The organism is Novosphingobium sp. BL-S-21, from assembly GCF_055521655.1.
In genome coordinates, this window is record NZ_CM145495.1 from 167,501 (window position 1) to 185,332 (window position 17,832).

At 67.4% G+C, this 17,832-nt stretch carries 14 protein-coding genes and 1 riboswitch; of the genes, 6 read left to right on the plus strand and 8 right to left on the minus strand.

The window, feature by feature from the left end; all coding sequences use genetic code 11:
- Positions 1-122: 122 nt before the first annotated feature.
- From ACZ1J6_RS00660 to ACZ1J6_RS00670, 3 genes are all read left to right on the plus strand, one after another.
- On the plus strand, positions 123-1,004 hold the full coding sequence (locus ACZ1J6_RS00660; protein WP_465127345.1) for a magnesium transporter CorA family protein: 882 nt from the start codon (positions 123-125) through the stop codon (positions 1,002-1,004).
- 360 nt (positions 1,005-1,364) lie between these two features.
- Positions 1,365-1,775: a (R)-mandelonitrile lyase gene (locus ACZ1J6_RS00665; RefSeq protein ID WP_132270162.1), complete on the plus strand. Its 411-nt coding sequence runs from the start codon at positions 1,365-1,367 to the stop codon at positions 1,773-1,775.
- 4 nt (positions 1,776-1,779) lie between these two features.
- Complete coding sequence (locus tag ACZ1J6_RS00670; RefSeq protein WP_465127346.1) at positions 1,780-2,016, plus strand: tautomerase family protein; 237 nt, start codon at positions 1,780-1,782, stop codon at positions 2,014-2,016.
- Between the two features lie 58 nt (positions 2,017-2,074).
- On the opposite strand, the gene ACZ1J6_RS00675 is transcribed toward ACZ1J6_RS00670, so the two are convergent.
- Both ACZ1J6_RS00675 and ACZ1J6_RS00680 read right to left on the minus strand, forming a co-directional pair.
- Positions 2,075-2,821 carry a siderophore-interacting protein gene (locus ACZ1J6_RS00675; RefSeq protein WP_465127347.1) on the minus strand — a complete coding sequence of 249 codons (747 nt, stop codon included), beginning with the start codon at positions 2,819-2,821 and terminating at the stop codon, positions 2,075-2,077.
- A complete protein-coding gene (locus ACZ1J6_RS00680; protein ID WP_465127348.1) occupies positions 2,821-3,516 on the minus strand; it encodes an O-methyltransferase in 696 nt (231 codons plus the stop codon). Before ACZ1J6_RS00680 ends, ACZ1J6_RS00675 begins: the two co-directional genes overlap by 1 nt.
- Positions 3,517-3,665: 149 nt before the next feature.
- Here ACZ1J6_RS00680 and ACZ1J6_RS00685 point away from each other — a divergent pair, with 149 nt between their 5' ends.
- Complete coding sequence (locus ACZ1J6_RS00685; RefSeq protein ID WP_465127349.1) at positions 3,666-4,469, plus strand: AraC family transcriptional regulator; 804 nt, start codon at positions 3,666-3,668, stop codon at positions 4,467-4,469.
- 38 nt (positions 4,470-4,507) lie between these two features.
- Here the strand turns inward: ACZ1J6_RS00685 and ACZ1J6_RS00690 are convergent, their stop codons facing one another.
- Complete coding sequence (locus tag ACZ1J6_RS00690) at positions 4,508-6,505, minus strand: beta-N-acetylhexosaminidase family protein (protein ID WP_465127350.1); 1,998 nt, start codon at positions 6,503-6,505, stop codon at positions 4,508-4,510.
- A 403-nt stretch (positions 6,506-6,908) separates the two neighbouring features.
- Here ACZ1J6_RS00690 and ACZ1J6_RS00695 point away from each other — a divergent pair, with 403 nt between their 5' ends.
- Positions 6,909-7,271, plus strand: a complete 363-nt coding sequence (locus ACZ1J6_RS00695) for a PRC-barrel domain-containing protein (protein WP_134096304.1) — start codon at positions 6,909-6,911, stop codon at positions 7,269-7,271.
- A 36-nt stretch (positions 7,272-7,307) separates the two neighbouring features.
- Here ACZ1J6_RS00695 and ACZ1J6_RS00700 read toward each other — a convergent pair whose 3' ends face one another.
- The gene (locus ACZ1J6_RS00700; protein ID WP_465127351.1) at positions 7,308-7,928 is read right to left on the minus strand and encodes a TetR/AcrR family transcriptional regulator; all 621 of its coding nucleotides are present in this window, start codon (positions 7,926-7,928) and stop codon (positions 7,308-7,310) included.
- Positions 7,929-8,025: 97 nt separating this feature from the next.
- Positions 8,026-10,248 (minus strand): TonB-dependent receptor, encoded by a 2,223-nt coding sequence (locus ACZ1J6_RS00705; RefSeq protein WP_465127352.1) that lies wholly within the window; start codon positions 10,246-10,248, stop codon positions 8,026-8,028.
- A 255-nt stretch (positions 10,249-10,503) separates the two neighbouring features.
- Here ACZ1J6_RS00705 and ACZ1J6_RS00710 point away from each other — a divergent pair, with 255 nt between their 5' ends.
- Positions 10,504-11,448, plus strand: coding sequence for an MBL fold metallo-hydrolase (locus tag ACZ1J6_RS00710; RefSeq protein ID WP_465127353.1), 945 nt, complete (start codon positions 10,504-10,506; stop codon positions 11,446-11,448).
- Here the strand turns inward: ACZ1J6_RS00710 and ACZ1J6_RS00715 are convergent.
- The 3 genes from ACZ1J6_RS00715 to ACZ1J6_RS00725 form a co-directional block, all read right to left on the minus strand.
- Entirely contained in the window at positions 11,414-12,997 is a 1,584-nt protein-coding gene (locus tag ACZ1J6_RS00715) for a PepSY domain-containing protein (protein ID WP_465127354.1), read from the minus strand. The genes ACZ1J6_RS00710 and ACZ1J6_RS00715 overlap by 35 nt on opposite strands.
- Before the next feature lie 4 nt (positions 12,998-13,001).
- The gene (locus ACZ1J6_RS00720; RefSeq protein WP_465127355.1) at positions 13,002-15,059 is read right to left on the minus strand and encodes a TonB-dependent receptor plug domain-containing protein; all 2,058 of its coding nucleotides are present in this window, start codon (positions 15,057-15,059) and stop codon (positions 13,002-13,004) included.
- Positions 15,060-15,258: 199 nt separating this feature from the next.
- A riboswitch (cobalamin riboswitch) is annotated at positions 15,259-15,500 on the minus strand.
- A 148-nt stretch (positions 15,501-15,648) separates the two neighbouring features.
- The gene (locus tag ACZ1J6_RS00725; RefSeq protein ID WP_465127356.1) at positions 15,649-17,739 is read right to left on the minus strand and encodes an AsmA family protein; all 2,091 of its coding nucleotides are present in this window, start codon (positions 17,737-17,739) and stop codon (positions 15,649-15,651) included.
- Between the last annotated feature and the right edge of the window lie 93 nt (positions 17,740-17,832).

A 17,832-nucleotide genomic window follows, 5' to 3' on the forward strand; every position in this document is an offset into this window, starting at 1 on the left:
TCACATCGCCATGGAAGAGATCCGGACGACGGGACGGTGAAATCGATATCGGGGCGGAGAGCAAAGTGCTGAGATCATTTCCTGGCAGCGAAACGGAGGCCAGCGCCGCGTGGATCGATCTGATGTCGCCCGACGAGGCCGAAAAGGCCCGGATCGAGAAACGGTACGGCATTCGTATCCCCGACCTGGACACGCTTCGGGAAATCGAGACTTCGAGCCGTCTGCGCGTCGATGGCCATGTCCTGTACATGACCGCGCCCCTGATCGCCGGCACCACGACAAATCACTGGAAGCTGGCGCCCACGGGCTTCATTCTTACGCCGGACGTGCTCGTAACGGTCCACTATTCCGACCTTGCACCGTTTGACGCCGTCGCCGGCCAGCTGCGGGACAGCGCGGACCTGACTCCGCCGAGCGTATTGATCACGTTGCTGGAGGACGTGGTGGACCGCGCGGCAGACCATCTCGAGCACGCTTCGGAAATTCTCTCCCGCGCTTCGCAGGCGCTGTTCTTCGAGGAAGAGGCACGACCGGGCCTTCGCAAGGAAACGCGAAAAATCCGGGAGATCATACGGGATATGGGCCAGGCCAGCGACCGTGCCTCGCGCGTGCGCTACGCGTTCCTGAGCATCGGCCGGATGATAAGCTTCGTTCTGGACCGCTGCACGCCCAAGCTCGACGAGAACCTGCGCGAAAGATTCGAATCGATCCGCCATGACATCAATTCGCTGGACGAATTCGAGACCAGCCTGGGCGGGCGTATCCAGCTCCAGCAGGATGCCGCTACCGCCTTCATCAACATCGAACAGAACGATGTCGTGAAAGTGCTGACGGTGGCCTCGGTCGTCGGCATTCCGCCGGTGATGGTGGTCGGCGTCTACGGCATGAATTTCAAGCTCATGCCCGAACTGGACTGGCCGCTGGGCTACCCCTTCGCGCTGGCGCTCTGCGTGCTGTCGACCGTCATTCCCTATCTGTGGTTCAAGTGGCGCGGTTGGATCTAGGCCTGGGAACGGCGGCCCGGCCATTACAGCCCGGCCTGTCGGCGCATCGCGGTAGCGGTCGAGATTTTCCGAGGCCAGGCGGGTTACGCTCCGTGTGGCCCTGTTCAACAACCGCACGCCCTGGCGGCATCGGCGCCGTGGAGAGGCTTGGCACCGCCTGCCGCATTGCTGAGGCCTGTTCATCGGTGCGTTGTCGGAGGCGGGGCTAATGGCGGCGGCCCGGAACGCCTAGATGAGGAGCCGGCGGTTCGCGCGTGCGGGCCGGCCATCAGCAACGTCGAAAAGGGCGGTCGGCATGATCGGATGGCCGCTCTCTCGGCGCCCGTTTGCACCGCTCAAGCTCAGGAAGGCACTCGCCCCATGGATATCACCCGCAAGGCAGACATGAAGACCGTCGAAGGCCCCGAGGCCTATTTCACCGGCAAGGTCACGATTACCGGCCAGTTCCAGCGCGAGGATCCCTCGCGCGTGTCCGGCGCCATCGTGCATTTCGAGCCGGGCGCGCGCACGGCCTGGCATAGCCATCCGGCCGGGCAGACGCTGATCGTGACCGAGGGCGTGGGCTGGACGCAGATCGAAGGCGGCGCCAAGCTGGAATTCCATGCCGGCGACATCCTTTGGTGTCCCGCCGAGCACAAGCATTGGCACGGCGCCACGCCGCATGAGGGCATGACCCATATCGCCGTGCAGGAAGTGGTCAACGGCACCCCCGTCACCTGGATGGAGAAAGTGACCGACGAGCAGTATCTCGCGCCACTGGCGAAGGATTGAGCCGATGCCGCATGTCATCGTGAAGCTGTGGCCGGGCAAGTCAGAGCAGCAGAAGCAGGCCCTGTCCGACTTTATCGCGCAAGGCGTGATGGACCATCTGGGCTACGGCGAGGGAGCGATTTCCATCGGCTTCGATGAGGTCGCTGCCGATGACTGGGAAGACCAGGTCGTGAAGCCCGACATTCTCGGCAAATGGCCGAGCCTGTCGAAGCGGCCGGGCTATATCGACCCACCTGCCTGAGCCGTGCGCGGCGTATCGCGAAGCCGGCGCTTATGGCCCGGCTTCGCGCCTCTCGCACTCAATCCATCCCGACTTTGCCGGGTGCCCAATAGGCTTTGGTCCTGATCCGGCCCGGCGGCACGCCATGTCGTTTCAGCGCCTGGCGCAGCCGTTGCACCGTTCCGGCCTTGCCGGTCAGGACGAAGGCATGGCCCGCGCCTGCCAGCGCGGGAAGCGCCGCCTCCATGTCCGCAAGGTGGGCATCGTCGCCCGATCGTTGGAAGATGTGCACTGCGCCCATGCTCAGATGGTCGGCCACGGCGGCGCTCTCCGTCTCGTCATCGACTTCGAAATATCCCGAGACGATCCGCCGGGGATCGTGCCGCGCCGCCGCGCAGGCCAGTCCGAGGGAGGTTTCGTCACCAAAGAACGCGATCGGGCCGTCGAAGGGGCGCAAGTCGAGCGAGGGACGGGGGCCGAACAGGTGGCACTCGTCGCCCTCGCGGGCCTCCCGGAGCCAGTGGCTGCCCGGCGCGCTGCCATGCGCAAAACCCAGGAACTGCACCCGGCCCCTATCGGCATCCCAGTCCATCGGCGTGTAGGTGCGTGCGACGAAGGCGGAATCCATGGCGATCTGCACTTTCTGACCGGGCGCCCATTGCGTGGACCGAAGCGCGGGACTTTCCAGCGAGACGAGGCGAAAGCGCTCGCCCAGCGGCATATTGGCGGCGATGGCGGCGCGCTTCATGAGCAGCCCGATCAGGGCCTTGCCGATGCGGCCCGGCTTCCGTTCGGGCGCGGCGGGATCGTTGTGGGCCTCCACCATCAGGCGATCCTCACCGTGAATTCATTGCCGCGCCCCTCGCCGATCGGCAGCGGCTGCGAGAGATAGCCGTTCGCCGGATCGTGGATATAGGCCTGGTAGGCAGGGTCGAAGGCATTCTCGCCAATGACCGCGGCCCCTGTTCGCAAGCGGGGTTCGATCAGTTTGAGAACCGGCAGGTACAGCGACATGGCGCCATCGATGAGGGCCAGGTCGATCTCGCCGCCCGTGTCGCGCAGCGTTTGCAAGGCGTCGCCTTCCCGGATCTCGACGAGGTCGTCCAGACCGGCTGCGGCCAGATGGTCACGGGCTTTCGCGACTTTGCCGGGCTCTAGTTCGGTGCCGATGACGATCCCGCCGCCATTGTCGCGCAGGCCGGCCGCGAGATAGAGGGTGGAAATGCCCATCGAAGTCCCGAATTCCACGATGCGCCGCGCTCCGGTCGCGCGGACGAGGGCATAGAGGAAGCGGCCGAATTCCGGCGATATCGCCAGGAAATTCCCGGCATAGCTCTGGTAGATGGCCGGATAGTCCCGCCGTTCCGCGGCCAGGTGCTGCCTGACGACCTCCGCGATCGTGGCGCCCGGGGCGTTCAGCTTGGCCATCATCATCGCAAGGTGTTCGCGATCCGATGCTTCGGCGGTCTCATGCAGTCGTTCGAGAAGCGCGGCCACGCGCGGGCTGTCCAGAGTGTTCACGGCTGTTCCTTCAGGGATGGGCGAGGACGAAGGCGCCTCGACGGTGCCTGCCGTCCGGGATAAGGACGCGGCCGGGTGGCGTCATTACGAAGGCTTGCCATGTTGTTATTCAATACCGCCAATGCGGCGTCGCAGCCGGGATCATGCCTGTGCCGGTTCTGAATCCCGCCGATGTCACGGAGTGGGTCGAGCCGGATGACGTCCCGCGGCCGATCGTGGCCTTCGGTGCGGCGATGACGGACGGCGAGGACTTCGAACTCGATCCTCACCGGCATCGGAAAGGTCAGATCCTGCTGGTCCTGCGGGGGGCGATCAGTTGCGAGGTCGAGGGCGGTCTCTGGATCGTGCCTCCGCGCAGCGCGATCTGGATTCCCGGCGGCGCCTTGCATTCCTTCCGGATCACGGGCGCGCTGGAGGGATATTGCGCCTTCGTCGATCCCGCCCTGAGCGGTGCGCTGCCCAAGTCGAGCTGCGCCGTGGCGGTGACGCCGCTGCTGCGCGAGCTGCTCGCGCGCGCTGCCCATCTCAGTTATCTCTACGAAGAAGGCGGTGCCAATTCCCGGCTCGTTTCGGTCATCCTCGACGAACTTGCCGCGGCGCGCGTGGAGGATCTCCACCTGCCGATGCCCAGCGACAGCCGCCTGCGCCGGATCATGGATGCGATGATCGCCGCGCCTTCGGATCGCGGCTCCGTCGCGAGCTGGGCAAAGTGCGCCGGGCTCAGCGAGCGGACCATGCTGCGCATCGTCCATCGCGAAACCGGCATGAGCTTCGGGCAGTGGCGCAGGCAGTTGGGTGTCGTCCTGGCGATCAAATGGCTGGCCGGCGGCGCCACCATCCAGCAGGTCGCCGCCGACCTGGGCTACGAGAGCGTGCCGAGCTTCGTGACCATGTTCCGCAAGACGCTGGGGACTTCGCCCGCCCGGTACATGGCCGAGCGCCATGCCGGGTGAGCCTGCAAATCGAGTGAGGGGAAAGTCTTCAATGCCCTTTACGGGGCGACGGGCCGTTCTGCCGACATACCGCTGTCCTGCTTCCCGGGCGCGATCAGGGTCGGCGCATCGGCGATGAACCGGTCCAGGACGCCGTCGGCCAGCTTGACCGGGCCGCCGAACCGGGTTGCGCCGGGAATGGTCTGGATCGCAGCGGCTTCGGCGGCAAGGCGCTGGGCGCCGGCGAAGTAACGGGAGGCCGCCTCGCTGCCCCGATCCGCCGCGTCGAGCCCGGCAGCGGTCAGCTGAAGCGCGCGGCCCCAGAGGACCATGGCATCCAGCCAGGGGCGGGATTGTTCGGCGAAGCCGGGATCGACGGTGCCCGAGCGGATGATGTCGGGCGCGCCGGTGATTTCATCGGCCCGGCGCCCCAGTTCCGCGATGGCGAGGCGGCGCGCGGCACCGTCACCCTGCGCGATGGCGTCGCGCGTCCGGTCGAGCGCGGCTTTCAGGGCCGGCGCCTGCTCCTGCCAAGGCTGACTGCCGAACGTCGGCGCCATGTGCTGGGTGTCGAAGAACAGCATGAGTGCGCCCGCGGCCTGCGCGTCGCCGCCGGCCAGTTCGCGGGCAGCGGCGCGCCAGGTGCGATCGGCGTCGTAGTCCTTGTCGTTCCACCCGAAGGCGGCAACGCCGGTCACGGCGACGCGGCTGGGCGCCTCCTGGTTCATCGGGTTCGACAGGATGCCGGTCAGCTCCTCGGACAGCCCGGCCTCGCGGCGGGCATAAGGGGCCAGCAGCAGGCGTCCGGTCGTGGTGGCGTAGTCGTTCACGGGGTAGTTGTCCCAGAGCAGCGTCTTGCGGCCGAAGGCCTTGGTCGCGGTGCGGGCATCCGGGATCGAGATGGCGGGAGGCACCACGTCCGTGCCGGTCCACTGCACCACGACCCGGGGATCGAGATGCTTGCGCAGGGCGGCCTTGTACGGGCTTTCTTTCGCATCGTAATACTCGGTCGGCACCATGATCAGCGGGCGCGATGCCTTGTCCTTCCGCAGGAGGTCCGCCTGCACCGCGTTAAGCAGCGCCGCCTGGGCGACACCGGCCGCTTCCGCCCCCGAAGGCCCGAAGGCAGCCGCGTCCCGGTCGCAATTCCACTTGGTGTATTCGATATCGTCGAGCGCCACGTAGAAGCTGTGGACGCCGATCGTCCGCAGGGCATCGAGCTTTCGCTCCATCGCCTCGCGGTCCGCCGGATCGGAGAAGCAGACCGACGGTCCGGGGGAGATCGCGTAGACGAAGTCCACATGGTTTCGCCGCGCCGTCGCGGCCAGCTTGCCCAGCGCGGCCAGGGTCTCGGCCGGGTAGGGCTCCCGCCAGCGGTCGCGCGCAAAGGGATCGTCCTTGGGGCTGTAGACGTAGGTGTTCGCTTTTACGCTGGCGAGGAAATCGAGATGCCTGGTTCTGTCCGCCATGGTCCAGGGCGCGCCGTAGAACCCCTCGATCGTGCCGCGGATGGGCATTGCCGGATGGTCCTGGATGACGAGCGCGGGCAGGACGGGCTGTGCGGCGATCTGGCGAAAGGTCTGCACGGCGTGGAACAGTCCGTCGCCATCGCGGCCGGCCAGCGCGATCAGGCCGCCGCTGCCGATCGGGCGGCTGGCGATCGTATAGCCTTCGGCATGCGTGTCGAGCGAGGCACCGGTGCGCGCCAAGGCATCGCGGACGAGGGCGTTCTCCCCCGTTCCGAGCACGATATAGGGCTGCTGGAAAACCGAAGGGAGCTTGCGCGCCGTGGTGATGGTTTCCACGCCGGCGGCCGATAGAACCTTGCGAAGCAGCACGACGGTCTCGGGGTCGACCCCGGGCGCTGTCACCAGGACGACCGAAGTGCCCAAGGCCAGGGCGCCGCCCGCCAGCTTGATCGAGGTCGGGGCCGGGATCACGACAGGTAGTGTCACCGTGCCGGCCAGGACGGGGCTCGCCGAAAGGGCCAGTCCCGCAGCCATCAGGATCATGGACGAGCGTGCGACCGCGCTGCCGTTACCTTGCATCAACCCCATTCTCCCCGGTATCATAGTGGTATTATCGGAGATGGCTAATCGCTTTGGCGGTTGGCCGCAACCCATTAAGGCCGCGCAAGGCGAGGCGCGTGATGCGATAACGCCAACCTAGGTCCAATCCGAGGGCGACTCGCGTTGCACCCGGGCAATCCCGTCGCTCCGGGGGCATCGGACCCGTTCCGCTCATCGCTGGCCCCTCCGCAGGCCATCGCTCGCGCAGGTGGAGGAGGGAAGCAACGGAACGGCTGGGTGTACCGCGCGTTCAGAACGGACTTCCCGCATTCGAGGAACGCTTCATGGCTCAGGGACATCAGCGCCGCGCAGCCCGCGATGGGAGGGTTCGCGGCCGGACTGTGCCGACCGGCCCGACCGCACGCACTCGCGGCGAAACAAGGAGACATTCATGACCGAAATCCCCGCAGTCACGCCTATGCTTGTCGAGGCGGACACCACCGGGCTCAAGGTGCGTTCGCGCGATGGCGACAACCTGGGGCACATCAAGGCCTTCATGGTGGACAAGCGTTCGGGTCAATCGACTTACGCGGTGCTCAGCCTGGGCGGGTTCCTGGGGTTCAACAAGAGCTTCTACCCGGTGCCCTTCAGCGTCCTGGCCTATGACGCCACGGACGACGACTATATCGTGACGATCGACCGGCGGGTGCTGGAAGGCGGGCCGAGCTGGGCCAACAACGCGCCGGAGTTCAACCAGGCCTATGCCGACCGCGTGTCGAGCTATTACGGGACCGCGCCGGGGCCGATCGCTTAGGCGGCGCCCCGGTTCGGCTGGGCAAGTTCGGCCCGATCACACCGCCGGCAGCACCGTTCCATCGCTGGAGCGGGCTGCCGCCAGGCTTTCGCGCACGCGGGCCAGGGCGAGAGCGGCGGGTTCCTGCTCGCCCATCAGCGCGAAGGAGCCGTTGAGGTCGAACATGCAGTGGCCGTGGACGGTGGCCACCAGCGAGCGGGCAAGGCGCGGGGCGTCGGTCTGGCAGGCAGGCGGCAGCACGGCGCGCACTTCGTCCACCACCATTTCGGTCAGGCCGCCGCGCAGAACGTCCTGTTCGGGCGGGATCGCGACGTCGGGCGGAAGATGATGGTCGTAGATCGCCAGCCAGGCATTGCGATTGGCGCGCGCGAAACCGAAGTAGCCTTCCACCAGCACGCGGATGCGGTCCTCTGCGCCACTGGCCAGGGCCTGCCGGATGTAGTCCGTCCAGAGCACGAAGGTCCGCGTGTTGATGGCGATCAACAGCTGATCGTACGTGCCGAAGACGTTGTAGAGCGTGCCGATCGAATAGCCGATCCGCTTGGCCACTTCCCTTGCGGAAAAGCGCGCGAAGCCGACTTCCGCGAGGTGCTTGTGCCCCTCGACGATCAGCATCTGTTCCAGTTCCTTGCGGCTATGGTCCGACCGTCTGCCCATGCGCGGCAATGTAACAAATGCCGTTAAAATGAACAGCGTTGAATATGCCTTCGGTCGCGCGATGCGGCGGCCCTCCGCAGAGGGCCGCCGGGTATCGTCAGAAGCGGAAGTTGACGCCGGCGCCCAGGACGCGCGGGTCGTTCACGAAGGCGGTCAGGTTGTTGAAATCGATCGCGCCGATCACGTTCGACTCGTTGGTGATGTTCCGCCCGAACACGAAGACGTCCACCGCGTCGGAGGGCGAACGCCAGCCGATGCGCGCACCGCCTTCGAAGTTCGTGCCGACGTGGAATTCGGTGGCGTCGTAAAGGAACAGGTTGAAGTCCTTCTGCGCCACCCAGTCGGTCTGGGCGTAGAGCTTGCTGCCGCTCGCCAGCTCGTAAGTGTACGAGGCGTTGAAGTTGAACAGCCAGCGCGGCGCCTGCGGGAAGGGATTGCCGTTGATCGAGGCGCGGCGCGTGGTGCCGACGTTGACGATGGGATCGCGCACGGTGCAGGCCGCACCGCAGAAGGCGACCAGCAGGTCCGGGTCGTCGATCTTGGTGAAGTTGTAGGAAACGCCGCCGTTGAACTGAAGGCCGCGAACCGGGTTGGCGGTGGCTTCGAATTCGACGCCGCGGCCCTTGCCGCGCTTGGCGTTGATAAGCTGGTTGAAGTTGCCCTGGCCGCCGATGGCGGTGAACTGCGGGTCCTTCAGGTCGTAGATATAGCCGGTCAGATCCACGCGGAAGCGGTTGTCGGACGTGGCCGCCTTGATGCCGGCTTCATAGGACGTGATCGTTTCCGAATCCGCCGTCGTCAGGATGTTCGAGGTGGCGATGCGGCCCTGGATCGAAGGACCGCGATAGCCGTGGGCGATGCGGCCGAACAGGCTGACCTGCGGGCTGACTTTATAGAGCGCGCTGACGTCCCAGCTCGGCTGCTTGTCGCCCACATGGCGCGAATCCGCGAAAGGCGCGCCGAGGGTGCGGGCGGCGTCGAGGTCGCGCTGGTCGCGGGTCCAGCGGGCACCGCCGGTCAGGCGCAGGCTGTCGGTCACGTCGTAGTGGACCTGGCCGAAGACCGACCAGCTGTCGCTCTTCTGGCGCAGTTCGGAGATCACCGTGGGATTAATGCCGCCGGTGCCGTTCCACGAGGCCGAGATCAGCTCGAACTTCTCGCGCCAGTAGAACGCGCCGACCTGCCAGCCGAAGCGGGTATCGCCATTGCTGGCGAGGCGGACTTCGTAAGTCTGCTGATCGAGGTCGCTGGAGAGCGTGCCGGTTTCCGAATTGAAGGGAATGAAGCCGCTGCCGGCGGTGGTGCCGAGCACGCCGCCGTCGATGTCGCCGCGGCCCGAGCTGCTGCCCTGATAGGCAGAGACGATGGCGGTCAGCGTCGCACCGCCCAGGTCATAGTCGACATGCAGCGCCTCCGAGGTGGTGTCCTGCGCCTGCGGGTTGTTGCGGCCGCCGTCGTAATAGACGGTGTCGCGGTCGTAGCGGTCGTTGAGCTTGTTCGAGCCAGTGGTCAGCACGTTGGCGCGGTTGAGCGTGCCGGTGCCGCGATAGGAACGGGCCTGGAGGGTGAGCAGCACCGAAAGGCGGTCGTCCGGCTTCCACAGGGCGTGGATGCGGCCGGCGATGTCGTCGAAGCCGCCAAGGTCCTTGCCGGGCTTGGTGAAGGAGGCGTCATAGGCGTTGTTCACCCAGTCCTCGCGGTGGTTGGCAAGGCCGGCGACGCGCAGCGACAGGGTGCTCGAAACCGGGATGGTCGCGCCCACTTCGGCGCGGATCGTGCCGAGTTCGCCCACGGTGAACTGCGCCTGGCCTTCGGCATGGTCGCCGGGGCGGCGGGTGTCCATCTTGACGACGCCGGCCGGGGTGTTGCGGCCGAACAGCGTGCCTTGCGGGCCCTTGAGCACTTCCACGCTGTCGAGGTCGAAGATCGGGAAGCCCTTGAGGTAGACGTTCTCCAGCACCACGTCGTCGAGCACGACCGAGACCGGCTGGGAGGCGTTGAAGTCGAAGTCCACGTTGCCGAGGCCGCGAATGTAGAGGCGCGGGGCGTAGCGGCCATTCGAGCTTTCGACGTAGAGGCTGGGCGTGCGGCCGGCCAGCGAGAGAATGTCGCCGCCGCCTTCGGCGATGGCGCTGATCTTGTCTCCGGAGAGGACCGAGACGGCGATCGGCACGTCGCGGATGTTTTCGGGGCGGCGCTGGGCGGTGACGACGATGTCGGCGGAAGCGTCGAGGGCGTCCGGCGCGGTCTGGGCCAGAGCAGGCGTCGCGCCGGCCAGAAGTGCCGGCACGCTGGCCAGCCAGTAAGTCTTCGTCTTCATCGTTGCACCCCTTGCGCGCGGCCGGTAGCTGACGAGCCGCCGCGCCCGCGAGACCTTGTGGTCTGGCGGACAGGGGGCGCACCGGCGTTCTTCCTTGAAGCGCGGCCCTTAGCCCCCGATTGTGACATTTCCGATAAATTTCTTCCGTGCATCCACAAGAAATCGTAACCCGGCCATATGTTTATTGAAATTATGACATTTTTGCGACGGTATGGTTCCGCGGCGGCCGCCGGTCTGTCCCTCTCGGCACTTACGATGGCTGCGGGCGCGTCTGCCGATGCCGGGGCCGATTCCCGTGCTTTCGATGTCGTGCCGCTCGGCGTGGCGGGCGGCGTGGTCGAAGGTTCGACGACCGCCTGGTACATCGCCCGGAAGGGGCAGGAGCAGGGACTCGCCTGCGATGCCGGCACGCTGGTTCCGGGCATCCGCGTGGCCATCGCCAAGGGCGGATTTCCGGCCGGCACCCGCGCCGGGGACGTGCTGCACCGCAGGATCGGCGCCTATCTAGTCACCCATCCGCATCTCGACCATGTCGCCGGCCTGGTGATGGTTTCGCCTGACGACAGCGCGAAGCCGATCCTGGCCCTGCCGGAAGTGAATGCCGCGCTGGCGGCCGATTATTTCAACTGGAGCGCGTGGCCCAACATGGGCGACCGCGGGCGGCCACCCTTGCTGGCACGCTATCATTACCAGGATCTCGATCCCGTCGCGGCGCCCGTGCCGGTCGCGGCGACGGGCCTGACCGTCACCGCATTTCCGCTTTCGCACGGCGGCGCCCTGTCCACTGCCTTCCTCATCCGCGCAGGGGAGCAGGCGCTGCTCTGCATGGGGGACACCGGCCCCGATGCCGTCGAGCATTCGACCCGGCTCGACGCGCTCTGGCAGGCCGTGGCGCCGCTGGTACGCGCCGGGCATCTGCGCGCGATCATCGTCGAGACGTCCTATCCCGACCCGCGCAAGGACGCCGAGCTGTTCGGCCACCTCACCCCGCGCTGGCTGCACCGCGAACTGGCGCGGCTGGCGCAGCTGTCGGGCGGGACGGGGGCGATGAAGGGGCTGCCCGTGGTGATCGGCCATATCAAGCCCTCGGTCGACGGCGACCCCGCGATCGCCGCGACCATTGCCCGCCAGCTGGCCGAGGGTGACGGCCCGCCCGTCCGCTACGTCATCGCCGAACAGGGCGCCGCGCTGGGGTTCTGAGCCCCATCCTGAAGAGGCGGCGCACGTCGCGGCGCACCTTGTTCCAGGCCATCCATGTGCCGGTGCCGCAGACGAACGTGACGGCGGCCAGCAGCGGCAGGACCACCAGGTCCCACCACGGGCGCCGGCGCAGCAGCGGCAGGTCCAGCCGGTGCAGGCCGTCCTGCAGCCAGCGGAACCCGCGCCCGTTACGGTCGACAGCGCGCAGGAGCCGGCCGCTCACCGGATCGATGTAGAGGCGCGTCGCCTCGGCATCGGCCAGAACGGCGCGCCAGACCGGAAGCGGCGCGGGGGAACGGGGGCCATAGTAGTAGGCGTCCTCTTCCTCCAGGAGTTCGAGCGAGGCGAGCGAGGGCCTGCCCGACAGCGCGGTGCGCAGCGCGTCCTCGCCGAAGAGAGCGGGCCTTCCGGCAGCGTCGAAGCGCTGCGACGAAACTTCGCCGTCCGATATCGGCAGGCCCGATACCAGCAGGAAAGTGCGCCCGCCGAGCGGAGCGGTCTCCACCCGCCGCGCGCCGCGCGGCAGGTCGCCGAGCGCGGAAAGCGCCTGGCGCACATCGCGCCAGTGCATCGGCCCGGCCAGCCGCCCGGCCTCGGCAGGGCCGGCCGCGGAATCGAGGAAGCCCCAGGGGTTCATCGAAAACAGGCCGCTCGCGACCCAGCTCAGGGTCAGCAGGCCGAAGAACAGCCCGAAGACATGGTGCCACCACCACAGGCCCTTGTAGGGGGAGCCGACAGTCCCGTCCCGCTTGCGCCGCAGCCGCGCGATACCGGCCCAGATGCCGGTGCCGGTGAGGAAGCAGCCGGAGAGCGAGGTCCAGACCACGACCTGGTTCCACAGCGCGCCGTCCTGCCGCAGGATCGTGGGGTAGAGCCAGTGCGGCACGGCGCCCAGCCAGCCCCAGAAGCGCTGGAAGCGGGTGGTCTCCTGCACCACCTCGCCCGAACGGCCCGAGATGTAGATCACGGTCCCGGCGGGATCGCCATAGTCGGCGCGGTAGAGCGGGGCGCTCTGCCGGTAGGTCTGCACCGTCCACTGGTCGATGCCGGTTTCGGACACAGCGGGCGCTGCGCCGCCGATCGCATGGCCGCGGGCGTAGTCCGCCGCGATCCTGGCGAGGTCGGCGCGCCCGGGCGGGGCCAGCTTGCGCCCCGTGGCCAGGTCGATGGCGTCTGGCATGGTCCGCATCTGCGCGATGGGGCGGTCGCCGGTGGCCGCGGAAACGATCCGCAGGACCGGGCGGCCGGCCATCATCTCGACGCGCGCGGAGGCGATCGGCAGGTCTGGCGCGAGGCCTGCCTCTTCCCACGCGGGATCGTTCCAGACCGGACCGGGCGGCAGTTGTAGCGGCGCCAGGCCCTGCAACTGCGCTGCCGGCTCCAGCCTCGGATAGTCCACGTAGATCATCACGAAGCCCGACAGGCACCAGAGGGTCATCAGCAGCCCGACGAAGACGCCGAGCCAGCGATGAAGGACGAGGATGGGGCGCGGCAGCAAGCTGCGGGGCAGCAGGCTACCGGGCGCCTTGGAAGGCTGAAGCGCGGCCACGGCGTCAGAAACTCAGGCCGTATTGCATCCGCAGCGTGCGCGGCACGCCCCGGTTGAAATAGAGGAAGCGGCTGTTGCTGCCATCGAGCACGCCCTGGTCGGTCGCGGCCGAAAGGTAGCCGCGCGTGGCATATTCCCGGTCGAGCAGGTTCTCGATATTGACGCCGAAGCGGTTCCGCCGCGCCGCCCCATCGACGTAAAGATAGGCGCCGACATCGAGCAGGGCGTAGTTGCCGTAGTTCCGCCGCCCCGCGCCGGATGCGGTCGACCAGACATCGCCGATCCAGCTGGCGTTGAGGCTCGCGCCGAAGGGCTGGTCTTCGGGCGCATAGGACAAGGCGGCCTTGGCATATTGCTTGGGGTTGCGGTCCAGCTGCGTCGATGCGCCCTTTTCGCGCACGCGGGCATATGTGTAGCTGGCCGAGATGCTCCAGCCGCCCGGCCAGCGCGCGTCGAGTTCCAGCTCCGCGCCTTGCGAGCGGACCTTGCCGTCGAGGTTGGCGTAAGTGCCGCCGGGGAAGGCGGGATCGTCGTAGACGCTGTCGATCATGTCCGTGATGCGCCGGTCGAAATAGGTCGCCTTCCAGCCCAGCGAGGCCGCGCCCAGCGGCAGGATGCCGCCTGCCGAGAGGTTGAGCGAAAGGCTCTGCTCCGCCTTGAGGTTCGGATTGCCCACCTCGCAGCAAGGGTCGTTGCCGTAGAGCTGCGAGGCGTCGGGCAGCACGAAGGCGGTACCGCCGTTGGCTTCCAGATAGAGCGCCTCGGCAAAGTCGTAGCGGCCCGAGACGTTCCAGATCGTCTTGCGCGCGCCGTCCGTGCGATTGTAGCGCAGGCCCGCCGCCAGGCGGCCCTTCGACGAGATCTCGTCGGTGGTGCGAAGCTGCAGGATCCCGGCGTGGACCTGCTCGCTGGTCGGCGCGATCAGCAGCACGTCGTCCCGGCCGCTGAAGTTCTGGAAGTCGTAGCCCAGCAGGTATTCCAGGCCGGGGTGCAGATGCAGCTTCATCACCGCGCTGCCGCCCCAGTCGCGGTAGCCCCAGAAGGTGCCGGCGGGGTAGATCACCTGGGGCTGATGGTCGGGCAGCGAATTGCGGATCTGGATGTAGGCGGTCTTCCAGTCGTGGAAATAGCCTTTCAGGAAGAACTGCACGCTGTCGCTGCCGGTGTAGTCGAGCCGCAGGCTGGCCACTTCCTCGTTCCGGTCGTTGCGGCTCTCGCGAATGCGGGTGGGGGATAAGTTGTCGAGCTTCGCCTCGGTATGCTGGTACTGCGCGTTGAGTGCGAGATCCGGCGCCAGCGCGTACTGGTACTTGAGCCCGGCCGACCACAAGTCGTAGCCGAGGTGCCGGTCGGTGAGGCTGGGCTGATAGGCGCTGTAGGGCAGGTAGCCTTCCGAGCGATTGTGCGAGGCATAGGCCACGAAGCGGTGGTCGCCCAGGGCGCCGCGCGCATAGCCGTCCAGGGTCGTGCCGCCCCAGCTGTCGACCGAGGCATTGACCTGGCCGCCCGGATCGTCGGAAAAGCTGCGCGTCACCACGTTGATCACTCCGGCCGAAGCCTGGGTGCCGTAGAACAGGCTCTCTCCGCCGCGCAGGACCTCGATCCGCTCGATCATGCTGGCGGGCAGCGTGTCGTTGGGCGAGGTGCTGCCGTACAGGCGGTTGTTGAGGCGGATGCCGTCCATCGTCCAGAGCACGTCCTGCGTGCGCGAACCCTGCAGCGAGACGTCGACGTAAGTGAATGGGCCATTGCGGCCACGCACGTAGAGGCCGGGTACCTGGTCCAGCGCCTTGGTCACGTCCACCGCGCCGCTGTTGCGGATCTGCCGTTCATCGACGGTGACGACGTCGTTGCCGTAGCGGGAGAGTTCCTGCGGCAGCGTCTCTTCCAGGCTCTGCCCGGTGACGACGATCGAAGGGCCATCCGCCTCTGCGGCATCGGCCTCCTGGCCTTCGAACTTCCGGCCCTCGACCTTCCCGCCATCCGCGGCCCGGGCCTGCGCGGCGCAGGCGAGAGTCAGCGCCGCGGCAAGCGCCGCGTGCGAAACGGTTGCGATCTTCATTTCATTCCCCTGCCGGGCGCCAAGCGAGCTTTTGGCAAGGGTCTGCCACTCGCGAACCCAGGCCCGCGAACGACCGGCGCGTCGACCGGCCGGGCGCCCGGATTCGGGACGACCGCTCAGCGCACCGTGCGGCCCTTGCCGCTGGTTCGTCGCTCAGACGGAAAAATCACCGTGCCCCGGCCATCCCCTGGACCAAAGCAAGAGCGACCGTACGCTGGCAGGTCTCCTGGCTCACGGGTCATCGCTCGATGCACGGCCTTCCCAGGCCTCGCAGGATTTAGCGTCCGGCCCAGTGGCTGCGGCAGGGGGCATTGCCCCGCCGCGTGATGTGCATCGCGCTCACCGCTTACAGTTGCAGGGACAGCCTCGGATTCAAGAGGAAGCCTCTCTCACCGTGTTCCCTATTAAGCCTCTTTCGAGGCACCAGCGCGATCATTACCCGCCCTCCTTGCGGAAATGGCGGACGCGATGAGCTAGCCGGGGCGTGCGCCCTGTGCAAGCGGGATGTGTTCGCGTGGGCGAAGCCGGCCAGAGCGCGCCCGTTCCGGTTCACGTCCGTTCCGAGCGGCGTTATCGCGGCGGTGGAAAGTCAGTCGTTCTTGTCGGGACGGCCGGAGCCGACGTCGTCGCGCGGCTTGCCCTTGGCGGTGCGCTGGGACTGCGCATTGGCGCCCGACAGCACCGGGCCGCAAGCGGCGGACTTGGCATCGCCCACGTCCACGAAGGCGAGCAGGCCCGCCACCGGCGTCGCCGCCACGGCCAGTCCAAGGCCCACCCCGGCGCGGCCGAGCAATTGCGGGCTGATGACCTGGAGGGAGGGCTTGGCGAAGCGGCCGCCGATGCCGACAGGCGACTGCCCGGAAAACAGGCTGAACTTCTTGCCGTCCGCGCGGAAGCCCATGTCGAGCGCCTCGGTGTCGAAGCTGAAGCCGCCGCGCCCGGTGATGACGTTTTTCGACGTGTCGATCAGGATCGGGTCGGCCGCCGCCGTGCCGCCTCGCACCGTGAAGGCCACCAGGCCGCAGTTGAGCTGGACGGGCTTCTTCAGCTTGCCCTCGAACATCTTGGAGGCGAATGTGCCGAGGTCCAGCTCGGCCAGCTGCACGTTGCGCGTCCAGAACGTGCCGCGGGGCATGATGAAGGCGATCCGGCCCGATGCCGAAGCGAGCGAATCGTGGATCGTGTCGCCGCGGCCTTCCAGCTTGATGCGGCCGCCGATCGTGCCGGTCGTGCCTGATTCCACCACGCCGTAGCCGGCCAGCAGACGGCCCATCGGCGTGGACTTGAGGCGAATATCGTAGCTTACGGCCGAGGGGCGCTGACGCGTGTCGAACACCAGATCCGAGGCGACATCGCCGCGCGCCATCGAGAATGTCAGCGGCGACAGGGCCAGTCGTCCCCGGTCGAGCGAGAGCTTCAGGGCGATGTTCTGCACCGGCACATTGCGTGAGCGGACCACGCCGACCTTCCAGTCCAGCCCGGCGTCGAAGCGCTGCATCGTCTCCACCGGCAGGGCGGCGTCCGGCAGGACGCGTTGGGCGCCCGCGCCGGTGGCGGCGGCCGCGGCCACGGCGCCTTTCGATGCCACGATGTCCGGGTTGTAGCCGATGAACGGCGCGGCATCAACGATGTCCAGCCGCCTGGTCGCCAGCACGGCATCCAGCCGCAGCCGCTCGGCATTGGTCACCGTCAGCTTGCCCGAAAGGTCGGACTGGCCGAACGTGCCGGTCATGCCGGTGAAGCGATAGGTCTCCCCGTCCTTCACCAGCTGCGCTTTCAGTGCGTAGCGGCGGGTCTGGGGAATGGCGACGTCGATGATGCCCAGCAGTTCGGACAAGTCGCGCCCGCGGGCGCGGACCTTGAGCGGCACGTCCTCGAAATCGGCGATGGAGGGCAGGGTGCCCGAGACGTCGACCTGGTTGTTCGCCGCCCAGGCCGTGAGTTCCAGGGCGTTGCTGCCGCGATTGACGGTGGCGTCGGGGGAGAGCAGCCGGGCGCTCACGCGGAACGGGGTGCTGCGCAAGGTGCCGTCGCCGCGCAGCGAGACGGCCTTGCCGATCCTGGCATCGGTGGAAGTGACGGGATCGACCACGAGATTGGCAAGCAGCGGCATCTGCGGGTCGAGATAGCGGACGCGGGTGTCCGATATGGTGGCGCGGTCGATCCGGGGGAACTCGAAGGGCTTGCCCCCGCCGCCGCTGCCGAAAGTCCAGCTGTTGCGGCCATGGGCCTTGTCCCATTCGAGGTCCACGGCGCCGCCCTGAAGGTCCAGCGTATGAACGTGGCGACGGCCGAACAGCAATGAAAGCGGGGCGATCCGCGCCTCGATATGGCGGGCGGCGAACATCTGCGGGCGGCCCGCCCATTCCGGGTTGGAGACGCTCAGGCCGTCAGCCAGGAACTTGATGCGCAGCGGTGCGAAGTAGAGCTGGAAGTCTCCGCCCACCCTTACCTGCCGCCCGGCGGCCGAGCTGGCAATGCGTTCGAAGGGGTGCTTCAGGAACCGGCCCTTGGTGATGAAGAGGACCAGCCAGGCCGCGAAGACCAGCGCGACGATCGCGATCAGCACATTGCGCAGGATGCGCAGCAGACGGGTGCGGTCCGGCCGCTTGCCCGGGCGGCGATGCCCCGTCTCTTCCCGTGCATGGTCCTGCACATCGATCTGCGCCGCTGCATCCATGTGGGCCTAAGCGCCGACGAGCCGTTTGGTTTCCCGGCAAGGCGCAAGTCCCGCACGTCCGGGCGAAAAATCCCCGAAAGAGCCCAATCGGGC